The organism is Methylotetracoccus oryzae (assembly GCF_006175985.1).
Classification (GTDB): Bacteria; Pseudomonadota; Gammaproteobacteria; order Methylococcales; family Methylococcaceae; genus Methylotetracoccus; species Methylotetracoccus oryzae.
This window is the reverse complement of sequence record NZ_SRSH01000001.1, coordinates 78,385-90,832: the sequence shown is the minus strand read 5'-3', so window position 1 is coordinate 90,832 and position 12,448 is coordinate 78,385. Positions and strand designations below refer to the sequence as shown.

Annotated in this window: 15 protein-coding genes; 5 read left to right on the top strand and 10 right to left on the bottom strand. The window is 63.8% G+C overall.

Going from position 1 to position 12,448, the window contains the following annotated elements:
• Positions 1-9 precede the first annotated feature (9 nt).
• The 5 genes from hypD to BWR02_RS20750 form a co-directional block, all read right to left on the bottom strand.
• Positions 10-1,134, bottom strand: a complete 1,125-nt coding sequence (hypD, locus tag BWR02_RS00390; RefSeq protein WP_139555816.1) for a hydrogenase formation protein HypD — start codon at positions 1,132-1,134, stop codon at positions 10-12.
• On the bottom strand, positions 1,131-2,003 hold the full coding sequence (gene hypB / locus BWR02_RS00385) for a hydrogenase nickel incorporation protein HypB (protein WP_139555815.1): 873 nt from the start codon (positions 2,001-2,003) through the stop codon (positions 1,131-1,133). Before hypB ends, hypD begins: the two co-directional genes overlap by 4 nt.
• Position 2,004: 1 nt before the next feature.
• Positions 2,005-2,406: a hydrogenase maturation nickel metallochaperone HypA/HybF gene (locus BWR02_RS00380; protein WP_139555814.1), complete on the bottom strand. Its 402-nt coding sequence runs from the start codon at positions 2,404-2,406 to the stop codon at positions 2,005-2,007.
• Positions 2,399-2,653 carry a HypC/HybG/HupF family hydrogenase formation chaperone gene (locus BWR02_RS00375; protein WP_139555813.1) on the bottom strand — a complete coding sequence of 85 codons (255 nt, stop codon included), beginning with the start codon at positions 2,651-2,653 and terminating at the stop codon, positions 2,399-2,401. The genes BWR02_RS00380 and BWR02_RS00375 overlap by 8 nt, the downstream gene beginning before the upstream one ends.
• A gap of 129 nt (positions 2,654-2,782) precedes the next feature.
• Positions 2,783-2,947: a hypothetical protein gene (locus BWR02_RS20750; RefSeq protein WP_162559951.1), complete on the bottom strand. Its 165-nt coding sequence runs from the start codon at positions 2,945-2,947 to the stop codon at positions 2,783-2,785.
• A gap of 269 nt (positions 2,948-3,216) precedes the next feature.
• Between BWR02_RS20750 and BWR02_RS00370 the strand changes: the two genes are divergently transcribed.
• The 3 genes from BWR02_RS00370 (at position 3,217) to BWR02_RS21020 (ending at position 5,475) form a co-directional block, all read left to right on the top strand.
• Complete coding sequence (locus tag BWR02_RS00370) at positions 3,217-3,672, top strand: hypothetical protein (protein WP_139555812.1); 456 nt, start codon at positions 3,217-3,219, stop codon at positions 3,670-3,672.
• A gap of 275 nt (positions 3,673-3,947) precedes the next feature.
• On the top strand, positions 3,948-4,994 hold the full coding sequence (locus BWR02_RS00365; protein WP_139555811.1) for a transporter: 1,047 nt from the start codon (positions 3,948-3,950) through the stop codon (positions 4,992-4,994).
• A 316-nt stretch (positions 4,995-5,310) separates the two neighbouring features.
• On the top strand, positions 5,311-5,475 hold the full coding sequence (locus BWR02_RS21020) for a hypothetical protein (RefSeq protein ID WP_165370064.1): 165 nt from the start codon (positions 5,311-5,313) through the stop codon (positions 5,473-5,475).
• Between the two features lie 477 nt (positions 5,476-5,952).
• Here BWR02_RS21020 and dtd read toward each other — a convergent pair whose 3' ends face one another.
• From dtd to BWR02_RS00340, 5 genes are all read right to left on the bottom strand, one after another.
• Positions 5,953-6,417, bottom strand: a complete 465-nt coding sequence (gene dtd, locus BWR02_RS00360; protein ID WP_139555810.1) for a D-aminoacyl-tRNA deacylase — start codon at positions 6,415-6,417, stop codon at positions 5,953-5,955.
• A 9-nt stretch (positions 6,418-6,426) separates the two neighbouring features.
• Positions 6,427-6,750: a rhodanese-like domain-containing protein gene (locus tag BWR02_RS00355; protein ID WP_139555809.1), complete on the bottom strand. Its 324-nt coding sequence runs from the start codon at positions 6,748-6,750 to the stop codon at positions 6,427-6,429.
• 61 nt (positions 6,751-6,811) lie between these two features.
• Positions 6,812-7,699 carry a succinate--CoA ligase subunit alpha gene (sucD, locus tag BWR02_RS00350; protein ID WP_139555808.1) on the bottom strand — a complete coding sequence of 296 codons (888 nt, stop codon included), beginning with the start codon at positions 7,697-7,699 and terminating at the stop codon, positions 6,812-6,814.
• A 3-nt stretch (positions 7,700-7,702) separates the two neighbouring features.
• Positions 7,703-8,866, bottom strand: coding sequence for an ADP-forming succinate--CoA ligase subunit beta (gene sucC / locus BWR02_RS00345; RefSeq protein WP_139555807.1), 1,164 nt, complete (start codon positions 8,864-8,866; stop codon positions 7,703-7,705).
• Positions 8,867-8,939: 73 nt separating this feature from the next.
• Positions 8,940-9,911 (bottom strand): HpcH/HpaI aldolase/citrate lyase family protein, encoded by a 972-nt coding sequence (locus tag BWR02_RS00340; protein ID WP_139555806.1) that lies wholly within the window; start codon positions 9,909-9,911, stop codon positions 8,940-8,942.
• A 361-nt stretch (positions 9,912-10,272) separates the two neighbouring features.
• Between BWR02_RS00340 and BWR02_RS00335 the strand changes: the two genes are divergently transcribed.
• Together BWR02_RS00335 and pip are read left to right on the top strand one after the other, a co-directional pair.
• On the top strand, positions 10,273-11,190 hold the full coding sequence (locus BWR02_RS00335; RefSeq protein WP_139555805.1) for a hypothetical protein: 918 nt from the start codon (positions 10,273-10,275) through the stop codon (positions 11,188-11,190).
• A gap of 184 nt (positions 11,191-11,374) precedes the next feature.
• The gene (gene pip / locus BWR02_RS00330; protein ID WP_139555804.1) at positions 11,375-12,334 is read left to right on the top strand and encodes a prolyl aminopeptidase; all 960 of its coding nucleotides are present in this window, start codon (positions 11,375-11,377) and stop codon (positions 12,332-12,334) included.
• The last annotated feature ends 114 nt before the right edge of the window (positions 12,335-12,448 follow it).

Below are 12,448 nucleotides of genomic sequence, written 5' to 3'. Positions count from 1 at the left end.
CGGGGTGCGTCAGGCCGGGGCGGCGGGTGCGTCCGCGCGTCGCTCCGCAGAGCGCTCCCGAATACCGCTGGACCACCAGATCCGGCAGGCGCCCTCGTCGGAGACCATGCACGGACCCACCGGAGTCCGCGGCGTGCACGGCGAGCCGTAGATGCGACACTCGGGGGGCAGGATCTTGCCGAGGACCACGCGGGCGCAGTCGCAGCCCGGCGGCATGGCGCCGGCGTTCCGTCGGGCCTCGTCAGCGTAGCCGGGAAAGCGCCGACGGGCGTCGTGTGCGGCCAGATGCGGCTTCAACGCGAAACCCGATCCGGGGATCGAGCCGATGCCGCGCCAGATCGCGGGAACGATGTCGAAACAGCGCTCGAGCGCCGCGCGGGCGACCGTGTTCCCGCCCGGGCGCGCTGCGGAATAACAGTTGTCCAGCACGGCGCGTCCTTCCAGCCGCTGCGTCAGCACCGACAGCGTCGCTGCGACGATACTCTCCGGGGTGAAGCCGGCGACGGCGGTCGGTAGGCCATGGTGTTCGGGTACGAAGGTCCACTCCTCCGGGCCCATCAGTGTCGACACATGACCGGGCGCGATGAGCGCGTCGAATCCCGGTTGCTCGGATTCCAGCAGCATCGCCACCGCGGGCCATGTCAGCCGCCCGCTGACCAGCAGCGACAGGTTGTCGGGGAGGCCTTCCTCGATCATGGCGGCGATCGGTCCCAAGGTCGTCTCGAAGCCGACGGCATGGAACACCACCGGCCGACCCGGGTGCTCGCGGGCAATGCGGACGGCGTCCCGCGGCGATGCGATCGGCCGCACTTCACCGCCTGCCGCGCGCGCCTGATCCAGCGAACGGACGGCGCTGCGCGGTACGTTGACCGGAACTCTCAGCATGTCCCCGAAACTGGCCAGGACGACCCGTTCGTCCAGCGCGAGCCGTATCGCCTGATAGATGTCCTCTTCCGGGCAGATGCAGACCGGACATCCGGGCCCCGGGATCAGCCGGATGTCATTGGGAAGCGCCGTGCGCAGACCGGCCATCGAAATCGTCCGCTCGTGTCCGCCACAGACGTTCATGATCCGCACCGGGCCGGACAGCGGGAGCGCGCGGATGGCGGCCAACTGATCGCGCGCGACGCTCATCGGCCGGGCCGGCCCGGGGCCATGCCCGCAGCGACGGGGACGAAGCGAATATCGGGTGTGGCCGAGGTGTGCAGCCGCGCGCCGTCGGGCTGGATACGGGGGTGCAGGCTCCGTTGCTGTCGGCGCAGGTCGTGGTAGTGACGCCGCTCGCGAGCGAGCCATTCGTGCCAAAGGGGTATCCCATCGCCACCCTTCGCCGACACGGTGATCACTTCCGCATCACGCGCCAGCCGGCGGAGGTGGGTCTCCGCGCGCGTGGGCGAAAACTCGGGCAGATGGGGCAGCAGGTCGCTCTTCGTGATCAACATGAGGTCAGCGGCACGGAACATGACCGGATACTTCGCCGGTTTGTCGTCGCCTTCGGTGACCGATAGCAGGGTGACATTGCGATGGTGGCCGAGATCGAAGCTGGCCGGGCAGACCAGATTCCCGACGTTCTCGATGAACAGGATGTCGATCGCGTCCAGATCGAGTTGATCCAGGCCGAGTGCGACGAGGTGCGCGTCGAGGTGGCACGCGGTGCCGGTGGTAATCTGGTGGGCCGTCACGCCGAGGGCGCGGATGCGTTCGGCGTCGTTCTCGGTTTCGAGGTCGCCTTCGATGACGGCGATGCGCAGTCCCGCCGGCAGGGTTCGGATTGTCGCTTCCAGGAGCGCCGTCTTGCCCGACCCCGGCGAGGACATCAGGTTGATCGTCAGGATGCCGTGGGCGTCGAGCCGGGCGCGGTTAGCCTCGGCCTGGCGGCGGTTCGCGGCGAGCAGCTCGCCGAGTATCTTTTCGGGGGCTGCGGCCGCCTTGGACGGCTGGGCCAGCGGTTGCAGCAAGTGGCGGTTGCCGGGGGTCAGGTTACAGCCACAGGTATTGCACATGCTAGTGACCTCTTGGCGCAGGGATGCAGTCCAGCGAAACGGGATCGACTTCGGGTTCGGGAACGAGCAACTCGACCGACGCCAGCGTCAATTCCTCGCCGCGCGTCAGTTTCGTATCGTGGCTGCCGCACGCGGGACAGCGCAAATCGTTCGGGGCTGTTTCGGCGTCCATGCCACATGCAAGGCAGCTCACACGGGTCTTTACCCACTCGGTATGGAACTCGGCCCGCTCGGCGACGGTGTCAATACGCGCACTCTGGAAGGCCTGCTCCAGCAACATGGGTTCGACCCCGGCCAGGGCGCCGATCCGGACCGAGACCCGCGCCACCCCTTTCGCGCCATGCCGCCGGGTGAGGGCGGTCAGTTGGTCGATGATGTCCTCGCAGAGCGACAGCTCATGCATGCGACGATGACTCGGCCTCGACAGCGTCCGCCGTCATCAGTTCGTCAAACAGATCGAGCGAGTCTCGCGCCTCTTCGGGCGTTAGCGTCTGGATCGCATAGCCGACATGCACCAGCACGAAATCGCCGACGGCGAGGGCCTGATCCTGAACGAGAGAGAGGCTGACGTCGCGTCGGACGCCCTGCACACTGCAGATGGCGTTGTGTCCGTCGATTTGGACAATCTGCATCGGGATCGCGAGACACATGGGCGGGCACACACCGAAGGTGGCGGGAAACGCCCCTATTCTAACGCGGAAAGGTAGGGAATTGCTTGCCGGCGGGGCGGCTGGCTTGTGGATACCGCGATCGCCGGGCTGGCGCCGTCGCTGTCGGGACTAGAGGACTCCCAGCACGATCACGACCGCCTGCAGCGCATGCATGAAATGGCTGACGTGCCGGTAACGAATCCGGGGCATGGCGGATTCAGGTTCCCGCCGCGCCTTGTAGGAGATTTCGCAGCAAAAGCTGTCGCTGGTTTCGATCACGCGCTTCTCGTACACGGGGGGCTCCGCTCTCAGCTCAGGGTTCGTTCGGTCCCTTGGCGGCGCGGTCGCGCTCACCCTGCGAAAGGCGCGCGGACGAGGCCGTCAAGCGCGCTCAGTATCGTCACGGTGTGTGTCAGCTTGATGACAGGAGAATCCCGCAGGGCGCCAGAGGCGGATGGCTTGCATCCGCCGGTGTTTTCGGCGAACCTGCGGGACAGGTGGCGTTTGCAGGTTACGGTGTGGCCGCCGGCGCTGCAGGGTGATGAGTCAACGCAGGAGTGGCCATGCGGCGAGGGGTGACCGCCTTACTGGTGTTCTTCATCGAGGCTGGCTCGAGACTGTCCGCTGCCCCCGTGATGGGGCCGGAGGGCTTGGCCGACCAGACGGACAAGCGGCAACTCGTAGGCGATTTTCTGCAGCTCAGCGCGGCTGAAGCCTCGGGCTTCTGGCCGCTGTACGAACGCCTGCAAAGCGAGTGGCGGGCGCTGCAGAGCGATCGCGAGGTTCACCTCAGGAACTACGGCCGCGACTACGCCGCCATGACGGATGCGCTGGCGCTCGAGTACACCAAGGAACTGCTGCTGCACGAAGAGCGCCGGATCCGGCTAATGCGCCAGTATCTGCCGTCTTTCCAGAAAGTGCTGCCGGCCCGGAAGGTGGCACGTTACTATCAGATCGAAGAGAAAATTCATGCCGCGGTCAGCGCCGAAACAGCCGTCGAGATACCGCTGATCCAATGACCTCGGGCTGCATTGCCGGCGCCAGCGTGGACCCGGGGGTTGCGTGCCGTGATCGGAGGCTTCGGCGTACCTTCCGCTGGGCCAGCTTGTTGATCGCCGGGCTGATGTCCGCGGTCGGGGACGGAGCGGCCGCCGAGCGTCCGGTAGAGACCCGGACGCTGCCACAAACCGGCCCATCATATCGCTTGCGGGGCGCCACGCAGGCTAAACCGAGGACGTTTCCTGCGAGTTCGTCGCGCCAGCGTCAGCCTGCCAGGCCGACTCCCGATGATGCGATGCAAGAACTGAAACGGTTCAGCGGACGCGCGCACGCGCTCGCTCACCGCCAGGCGGGGCGGCTGAGCGATGCCTTCTTCAGCCAAAAGGGTGCCGGCCGGCCGGGAGGGGCGATCGCACAGACCTCGGGTCCGGCCGGCCGTGGTGCGATTCAGGGCAGGACCGACATCGATGAGGCGCCGCTGCGCCGCTATGCGCATGCGCAGGCGGAGCGACTCGAGGAAGGCTTTTTTCGCGGGCGCTACGACCGTTCGCGCGCGCGCCTGGCCGAGAACATCGCGCTCTGGCGCCAGCGCGTCGACATCGCCAATCCGGGGCCTGACCTGGCCAATTTTCCGAATAGCGCATTCACGCTTCCGGCCGGTCGGGCGTACGTCGAGATCTCGCCGCTGACTTACTACGGCAGCGCGGAAGGCTCGCCCGCCCAGTACAACGCCGAATTTCTCCTGCGCTATGGCTTGACCGACGACGTCGAGTTCCGCATTTTCGGCAACGGCGTGAGTTGGTCCGGCGGTTCGGCATCGGCCTGGGGTTTCGCGCCGATAGCGTTCGATACGAAGATCCAGCTATGGACCGAAAAGCCGGACTGGTACCTGCCGGCCGCCGCGGCCGAAGCTTATCTGCAGACGCAGTGGTTCGGCAGTCGCCCCTTCAACGGTGGCACCCAGCCGGCGATCACCCTCAATTTCGACCAGTCTCTGCCTTTCGAGATCGATCTCGAATACAACCTCGGTGCGACGCGCGTTCAGAGCATCGATGGCGAAAACGTCTGGGAGGAGAGCTTCCAGTGGGCCTTGCAGCGGGATTTTTTCGGCGAGGACTTCGCGCTGTTCGTGCACGGCTTCTACAATGCCATGACATTGCCTCGCCTGCCTAACGTCCGCGTCACGTCAGCTCAACTGGGCGAGGGCAAACAGAACGCGGTGGGTCTGGGTTTCATCTGGACCGTCGATCAGCGACTGGCGATCTACGGGCAGATGAGCGGTGGCACGACGGCGTCCACGCCGTCCACCATAGGGATGCTGGGTTTCGCCGCCGCATTCTGAGAGTGCCGGCGGCACAGCGGCTTGACAGTTGGTTGTGTGTAAGCCGCGGTTTGGCAAGCGAAATAATGCGATCGCAAAGGGTTCTCTCCCATGCGATCGTGCCGTCGCGGCGGCTCCGATACGAAAAATACGCGAAAAAATTCCCTGCGGTGTTGAACATGTCTGTCAACCGCAATTAGAATAATCGCGGTGATTGGGAAGCTAGCGTCTCGTTTCCCGGTCAACGCTACGCGGTCGAGGACCGCGTTTGGTGCTAGTCCTGCCCTACCGGTGGGCTGAACTAGTGAAATGATCTGCGTTCTGTTGAGGTACAAGAATGGAAAACGAAAAAGACAATTTCTGGCTCTACATCGGCGGCATCATTGCTCTGGCTGTCGTGCTCGTGTTTCTGCTGAAGAGCCGCGAGATGGAAAGCGTCCCGGTCAAGGCTTTCGAGGAGACGAAAGCTGAGGTCGAGCGCCAGATCATGAGAAACAAGTAGTAGGCCAGCTCGGCTTTTTCGATTACAAAAAACAATAAGAAAACCCGCAAACAACAATAATAAGAAGCAGGCTGCAAATCCGGGCCCCGCGGCTCATGAAATGCAGCAAGGGAACGAAAGTTCAGGAGGAGCAACTATTCGGGTTTGTTGCAGAGCTGGGGATAAACGTCAGCCCTGCAACAAACCTTTCTCCGGCAAGTCCGTGCGACTCCAGCCGTTCATGTCCCGTCGGTCGACCCGCAATGACCGAGCGCAACCTACCGCCCCGAACCGCCGCATACGGCATCGCCTAGTGTCGCTCGGCGCAACTTGCTTCCCGCGCAGAGTCACGTGGCTCGCGTTGGCACCACCGCTTGACTTCCACTTTGCACGACAGCTTGGTATCGCCTCGCCAAGCAGGTTCGTTTAACCCTCTCGCTTAAGTATCCCCTCTGGATCTGGCCGCAGCGCGCACACCGCCTATTGTGGCGATACGCGTTAGTGGGGCAATCGATCCGGCGGCGCCTTCAGGATGAAGGTGACGGGGCCGTCATTGACCAGCGAGACGAGCATGTCCGCGCCGAAGCGGCCACAGGCAACGCGCCCCTCGCCGAGGTGGCGCCGGCATTCGTCGAGGAGCGCGTCGAACAGCGCTGCACCGAGTGCCGGTTCTGCCGCCGGGGTGAAGCTCGGCCGCCGCCCCTTTGCCGTGTCGGCGGCCAAAGTGAATTGCGAAACCAGCAGCAGTTCACCGCCGATTTCGTCAAGACTCAGGTTCATCCGTCCTTCCGGGTCGGGGAAGACGCGATAGCCGAGCAATCGCTCGGCCAACCGCTCCACCTGTGGTTTCCCGTCGCCCTTCTCGACGGCGACGAGAGCCAGTATGCCCCGGCCGATGGTGGCGATGCGTTCATCGGCCACGTCGACGGAGGCGCGGGTCACGCGCTGGATGACGGCGATCACCGTCGGTGGCTAGTAGCGGGGAAGGCTGGGATCGACCTGCACCGACCACGCATCGATGCCCCCGCTCAGGTTGGTTACGTTGCTGAACCCGCGCCCCTCGAGGAATCCTGCGACCTGGGCGCTGCGCATGCCGTGGTGGCAGATCACGACAATCTCAGCATCGGGACCGAGTTCGTTCAGGCGCCGCGGAACCTCCTGCATCGGGATATGGATACTGCCCGCGATGTGGGCGTGCCGAAATTCCAGCGGTTCCCGAACGTCGAGCAAGACGACGGAATGTTTCTCATCCGACTGCAAGCGCTCTTGCAGCTGCGTGGGGGTAATCTGCTTCATCGGGAGGGCCTCGCTCGGTAACAGGCTACGGCAGAGTGGCGGTGTCGGGTGCGCGCCGTACTCAGTACTTGATGCCGTTTTCAGTGAGGGCGCGCATCACGGCCTGACCGATGTGCGCAGGATTGCGCGCCACGTACAGCCCAAGTTCTTCCATTGCGTCCATCTTGGCATTGGCAGTGTCTGAGGTACCGGCGATGATCGCTCCCGCGTGTCCCATCCGGCGCCCGGGTGGGGACGAGACGCCGGCCACGAAGCCGACGATGGGTTTCGTCATGTTGGCTTTCGCCCACTGGGCGGCCGCCACCTCTTGCGGTCCGCCGATCTCACCGATCATGACGATCAAATCGGTGTCCGGATCGGCTTCGAAAGCGCGCAGCACGGTGACGAAATCGGTGCCGTTGACGGGGTCGCCGCCGATTCCAACCGAGGAACTCTGGCCGAGGCCGAGTGCCGACATCTGTTCGGTGGCCTCATAGTTCAAGGTGCCGGAGCGCGACACGACGCCGATCCGGCCCTTCTTGTAGATATTCGCGGGCATGATGCCGACCTTGCATTCGCCGGGCGTGATGATGCCGGGCGTGTTGGGGCCGATCACGATGCAGTCCTTCCCTTCGCGGTACCGCTGCAACCGGACCATGTCCTGCACGGGCACGCCGTCGGCGATGACGACGACGACCTTGATGCCGGCATCGATGGCTTCCATCACGGCGTCGACGGCGAATGGCGGCGGTACGAAAACTCCCGAGACATCGGCACCCGTCTCCCTGACGGCTGACGCCACGGTATCGAACACCGGCAGCCCCAGGTGGCGGGTGCCGCCTTTGCCCGGCGTGACGCCGCCGACGACCTGGGTGCCAATATTGATGGCATCCTGAGCATGGAAGGTGGCGTGCTCGCCGGTGAAGCCCTGGAAGATGACCTTGGAATCCTTGTTGACGAATACGCTCATGGTTTAGCCCTGGGCAGCAGCGACAGCCTTCGCAGCGGCGTCGTCGAGGTTTTGTGCGGTGATGAACGACAGCCCTGAGCTCTCGAGGAGTTCCCGGCCCGCCTCGACATTCGTTCCGGCCAGCCGAACGACCATCGGAGCGGTAATGTTGAGGCTTTCCATGGCCTGGATCAGGCCCTTGGCGATCCAGTCACAGCGATTGATGCCGGCGAAAATATTGACCAGGATCGCCTTGACATTCGGGTCCTGCAATACGATCCGGCAGGCATTGGTCACCTTCTCCGGGGAAGCGCCGCCGCCGACATCGAGGAAATTGGCCGGCCGGCCGCCGTGCAGTGTGATCGCATCCATGGTGGCCATCGCGAGACCCGCGCCGTTGACGATGCAGCCGATGCTGCCGTCCAGCGCAATGTAATTGAGACCGTGGCCGGACGCTTCGACCTCCTTCGGGTCTTCCTCGTCGAAGTCGCGCATTTCATTGATCTGGTGCTGGCGATACAGCGCGTTGTCGTCGAACGTGATTTTGGCGTCCAGCGCCACGAGCTGATCATTCTTATTGACTGCGAGCGGATTGATTTCCGCAAGCAACGCATCCTTGTCGCGGATACAGCGATAGATGGCCTTCATGATCTTGACGGCCTGGGGCATCAGCTTGCCGCGCAGGCCCATGGCGGCAGCCACCTTGCGGCACTGGAAGTCGCGCAATCCGATGGCCGGATCGACCGTCTCCTTGATCACTTTTTCCGGGTGCGTGCGGTTGACTTCCTCGATGTCCATGCCTCCTTCGGAGGAGGCGATCATCGTAATGCGCTGACTGCCGCGGTCGATCACGAAGCCCAGGTAGTATTCCTTGGCGATGTCGCTGGCCTGTTCGATCCAGATGCGCTGGACCAGAGACCCTCCGGGACCGGTCTGATGGGTCACTAGCCGACGGCCCAGCATGTTGTCGGCCGCTTGCCGCACCTCGCCGATCGAATGGGCCAGCCGGACGCCGCCGGCTTTGCCGCGGCCGCCGGCATGGATCTGCGCCTTGACGACCCAACGGTCGCCGCTGATTTCTTCGGCGACGTTAGCCGCCTGTTTGTCCGAGTAGGCCACTCCGCCCAAGGGGACGGGAACGCCGTAGGTTTTCAGTAGTTCTTTGGCCTGATACTCATGGATGTTCACAGTGTGCTCTCCTGATCGATTGCGTTTGCGCCGCGGATGTGTCGGCGGATCGGCGTTCGAGTCCTCCGCGCGCCTACGGGACGTTCCGGCGGGATTCGATCTGATTTATCTGGGTGACGACGTTTTCGGCCATGCGGATCGAGGCCGCGTCGATCAGTCGCCCGTCGAGTGACACGGCGCCTTTGCCTTCCCGAGCGGCTTGCTGCATGGCCTCGATGATGCGGTGCGCCCGGTCTACTTCCTTCTCGGTCGGGGTGAAGACTTCGTTGGCGAGTGCCACTTGGGACGGGTGGATCGCCCACTTACCCTCGCAGCCCAGCGCTGCTGCTCGGCGCGCGGCGGCGCGAAAGCCCTCGGGATCGCTGAAATCGCCGAAGGGCCCGTCGATCGGGCGCAAGCCGTAGGCGCGACAGGCGGCCGCCATCCGGGACAAGCCAAAATGCCATTGATCGCCCCAGTGGAAGAAACGCTCGCCGCCATCGTTGGGGTCGGTCAGCATGCCGTACTCCGGGTTGGCTCCCCCAATCTGTGTGGTGCGGGCGCGGACCGATGCGGCATAGTCGGCGACGCCAAATACCATGGCTTCCATGCGTTCGGGGCAGCACCGCGCGATGGCCTCGACATTGGCCATGCCCATCGCGGTCTCGATCAGCACATGAATGTTGATCGGGGCGAAGCCCCTGGCCTGTTCGATCTGCGACAGCATGGTCGCGACGAAGTAGACGTCCTCCGGGCTGCCGACCTTCGGAATCAGGATCGTGTCGAGCTTGTCACCGCAGGCCTCGACGATCTCGACCAGGTCGCGATAGCAGAAATGAGTGTCCAGTCCATTGATACGGATGGAGACGGCGCACCGTGACCAGTCATAAATCGACAGGGCCTCGATGATGTTGGCGCGCGCTTGCGCCTTGTCATCGGGTGCCACGGCGTCTTCGAGATCCAGGAAGACGATGTCGGCTCCCGACGTCGGTGCCTTTTCGAGCATGCGCTTGTTGCTGCCGGGTACTGCCAGTTCACTCCGGTGCAGACGGTTTTTGATGGCCATTTGAATCCTGTTTGATGTATGCCGGTCGATCGGTCCTGGGATCCGATGGCTCGCTGACTCCTTGTTGTTTTGATGCAGCAGTCGGGTGACTGCCGTCGAGGAGAGCGCCAGCGGAACAAGTCCGCCTGAGGGGCGGTGTCGAGGGCTGCAGACGCGCGCGAAATCCGATACGAATCAAAATTGACCGGCAATTATATAAAATCACTTGCGCTTTGCTTGGTTTATTTCGTTGACACGGTAGATCGTCTGTGGAAATCAAGTTGTTGTACAGATGATTTTTGTGGTAATGTTGGGACGCTGAACAACTATTTGTTGTTGGTATGCAACCGCAACAGTGACAACAGTTTGGAGGGGAGTAGCGATGAAAAAGACCAAGAATACCGCGGCCGTTACGGCCGCAATTGCCGCCTCTGTCGCGGTCCTGGGCGGAGTCTCGGGCTCTGCCGAGGCCCACGGGCACAGCGCCAGTTCGACCGCACTGCTGGAAAGCCGTCTGAATTCAATGGAAGCGGAGATGCAGGCACTCCGTTCGGAACTGGCGGCGTCGAAGGCCGAGTCGCAGAGAGCCGCTCAGGAGAGCGCACAGCGTCTTGAGCAGACCGAGCAGCGTCAGGTCCAGACCGAACAGAAGCTGGCCCAGGACGAGGAGACGGTCAAGAAGCCGAAGAGCCTGCTGTTCTTCCGCGGCGGCTTCACGCACATGACCAGCAACCGCGACGGCGAACTGCTGCTGAACAATCAGATTCTGAACCCGGGTCCGGTAGAGACGAACAACGGCGATGGCTGGTACGTCGGTGCCGGATTCGATCACCGGCTGACGGACGACACCTGGGGCATGACGGACCTGATGGCCGTCGACGGCGAAGTCATGTTCCAGTACATGAACTTCGGCACCAGCTATAACGCATTGGTCGGCGCGCTGACCCCGTTGCAGATCGAAAACCAGCTGACCCAGTTGACGATCAGCGCCTCGCCGAAGATGAAGTTCAATCTGCTGGACGGCAACCTGCGTCCGTGGATCATCCCGTTCGGTCTGTCGATCAACGTCATCAGCCCGCCGTCCAGCGGCGTCACGGTGTTGAATCCCGGCCTGATGCTCGGTACCGGTGTCGAGTACCGCCTCTGGGAAAACCTGTGGGCCGGCGTCGACTTCCGGTACAACTTCACCGGCGGCGACTTCAACTACCGCGCGCGCTTGCCCGGCGGCGGTGCGGTCGCTCTGAAGCAGACCAACATCGACGGCCTGATGGTCGGCGGTACTCTGGGCTTCGGCTTCTAAGCTCAGGCGACATCGCAGCGCAAAAAGGGGGATGGCAACATCCCCCTTTTTTGTGGGCTGCCGCTCCTCGATCCGCAAGGCGAATGCATGCCCTACCCCATTGTGTCAGGGGGCGGACAGCGGCTAGTATCCGCTCCCAAGTCTTCGCTTCAATTACGGCCTCGGACCCCCGATTCCTCACGCGATGCGTGTTCTGCATCCACCGCTGGAGCCTTATTCGACCCACACCCTGGAGCGCGAGGGTCATCAGGTCTATTTCGAGGAGTGCGGTCATCCCGACGGCGTCCCTGTACTGTTCCTGCATGGCGGGCCGGGTTCGGGCTGTCGGGCGGAACATCGGCGTTTTTTCGATCCCGCCCGCTGCCGCGCGGTGTTGGTGGACCAGCGCGGCGCCGGCCGTTCCGTGCCGTCGGGCAGGCTGGAACACAACACCACCTCGGCCTTGATCGAGGATCTCGAGCAGATACGTATCGCGCTCGACATACCCCGTTGGATCTTGTTCGGAGGCTCGTGGGGAGCGGCGCTGGCCTTGCTCTATGGTCAGTGTTACCCGGAGCGGGTCGCGGGATTGATCCTGCGCGGAAGTTTCCTGGCACGCGAGCAGGATCTGCAGTGGTTCATCCGCGACGGTGCGCCGCGCATTTACCCCGAGGCCTGGGCTCAACTGGCGGCGGGCCTTTCGCCCGGAGGAGGCAGCGATCTGCTGGCCGCAATCGAAGCCCGGCTGCATGGTCCTGACGAACTGGCGCAGCGGCGCATGGCGCGCGACTGGGACGCCTGGTCCAGTCGCGTCGCGCTGGGCGAAGCGTATCGGCCCGCCGCCGAGGGCGTCGAACATGTCTCATTGACCACGGTCCACCGCGCGCGCATCGAGTTGCACTATGCCCGCCGACGTTACTTCGTCGCGGAGGGTCAGGTGCTGGATGCCTGCGCCGCGGTTCGGCATCGTCCGGCGATCCTCATCCATGGCCGCCGCGACCTGGTTTGTCCGCCCGAGGCCGCACTGACCTTGCAGCGCCATCTGCCGGACGCTGAACTGACGATGTTGCCGAATGCCGGGCACCTGGCGGCCGGTGACGAGATGGTGGATGCCCTGGTGAGTGCGGTAGACCGGCTGCTCGATCGACTCCAGGGCGGGGGCTGAGCCGCTGCGCAGGCCAGCCATGCCCTCGTCGCGGGTTCGCGGACCCGGCGGCGCGCGGTCGGTGCGGCCGTGCCCCGTATCCGGCTGCCGCTGTGGTACGCTAGCCGCGTTTTC

Coding starts and splice junctions, on each gene's coding strand:
- hypD (WP_139555816.1), bottom strand. CDS start 1,134: ATGAGCGTCGCGCGCGATCAGTTGGCCGCCATCCGCGCGCTCCCGCTG.
- hypB (WP_139555815.1), bottom strand. CDS start 2,003: ATGTGCAATACCTGTGGCTGTAACCTGACCCCCGGCAACCGCCACTTG.
- BWR02_RS00380 (WP_139555814.1), bottom strand. CDS start 2,406: ATGCATGAGCTGTCGCTCTGCGAGGACATCATCGACCAACTGACCGCC.
- BWR02_RS00375 (WP_139555813.1), bottom strand. CDS start 2,653: ATGTGTCTCGCGATCCCGATGCAGATTGTCCAAATCGACGGACACAAC.
- BWR02_RS00370 (WP_139555812.1), top strand. CDS start 3,217: ATGCGGCGAGGGGTGACCGCCTTACTGGTGTTCTTCATCGAGGCTGGC.
- BWR02_RS00365 (WP_139555811.1), top strand. CDS start 3,948: ATGCAAGAACTGAAACGGTTCAGCGGACGCGCGCACGCGCTCGCTCAC.
- BWR02_RS21020 (WP_165370064.1), top strand. CDS start 5,311: ATGGAAAACGAAAAAGACAATTTCTGGCTCTACATCGGCGGCATCATT.
- BWR02_RS00355 (WP_139555809.1), bottom strand. CDS start 6,750: ATGAAGCAGATTACCCCCACGCAGCTGCAAGAGCGCTTGCAGTCGGAT.
- sucD (WP_139555808.1), bottom strand. CDS start 7,699: ATGAGCGTATTCGTCAACAAGGATTCCAAGGTCATCTTCCAGGGCTTC.
- BWR02_RS00340 (WP_139555806.1), bottom strand. CDS start 9,911: ATGGCCATCAAAAACCGTCTGCACCGGAGTGAACTGGCAGTACCCGGC.
- BWR02_RS00335 (WP_139555805.1), top strand. CDS start 10,273: ATGAAAAAGACCAAGAATACCGCGGCCGTTACGGCCGCAATTGCCGCC.
- pip (WP_139555804.1), top strand. CDS start 11,375: ATGCGTGTTCTGCATCCACCGCTGGAGCCTTATTCGACCCACACCCTG.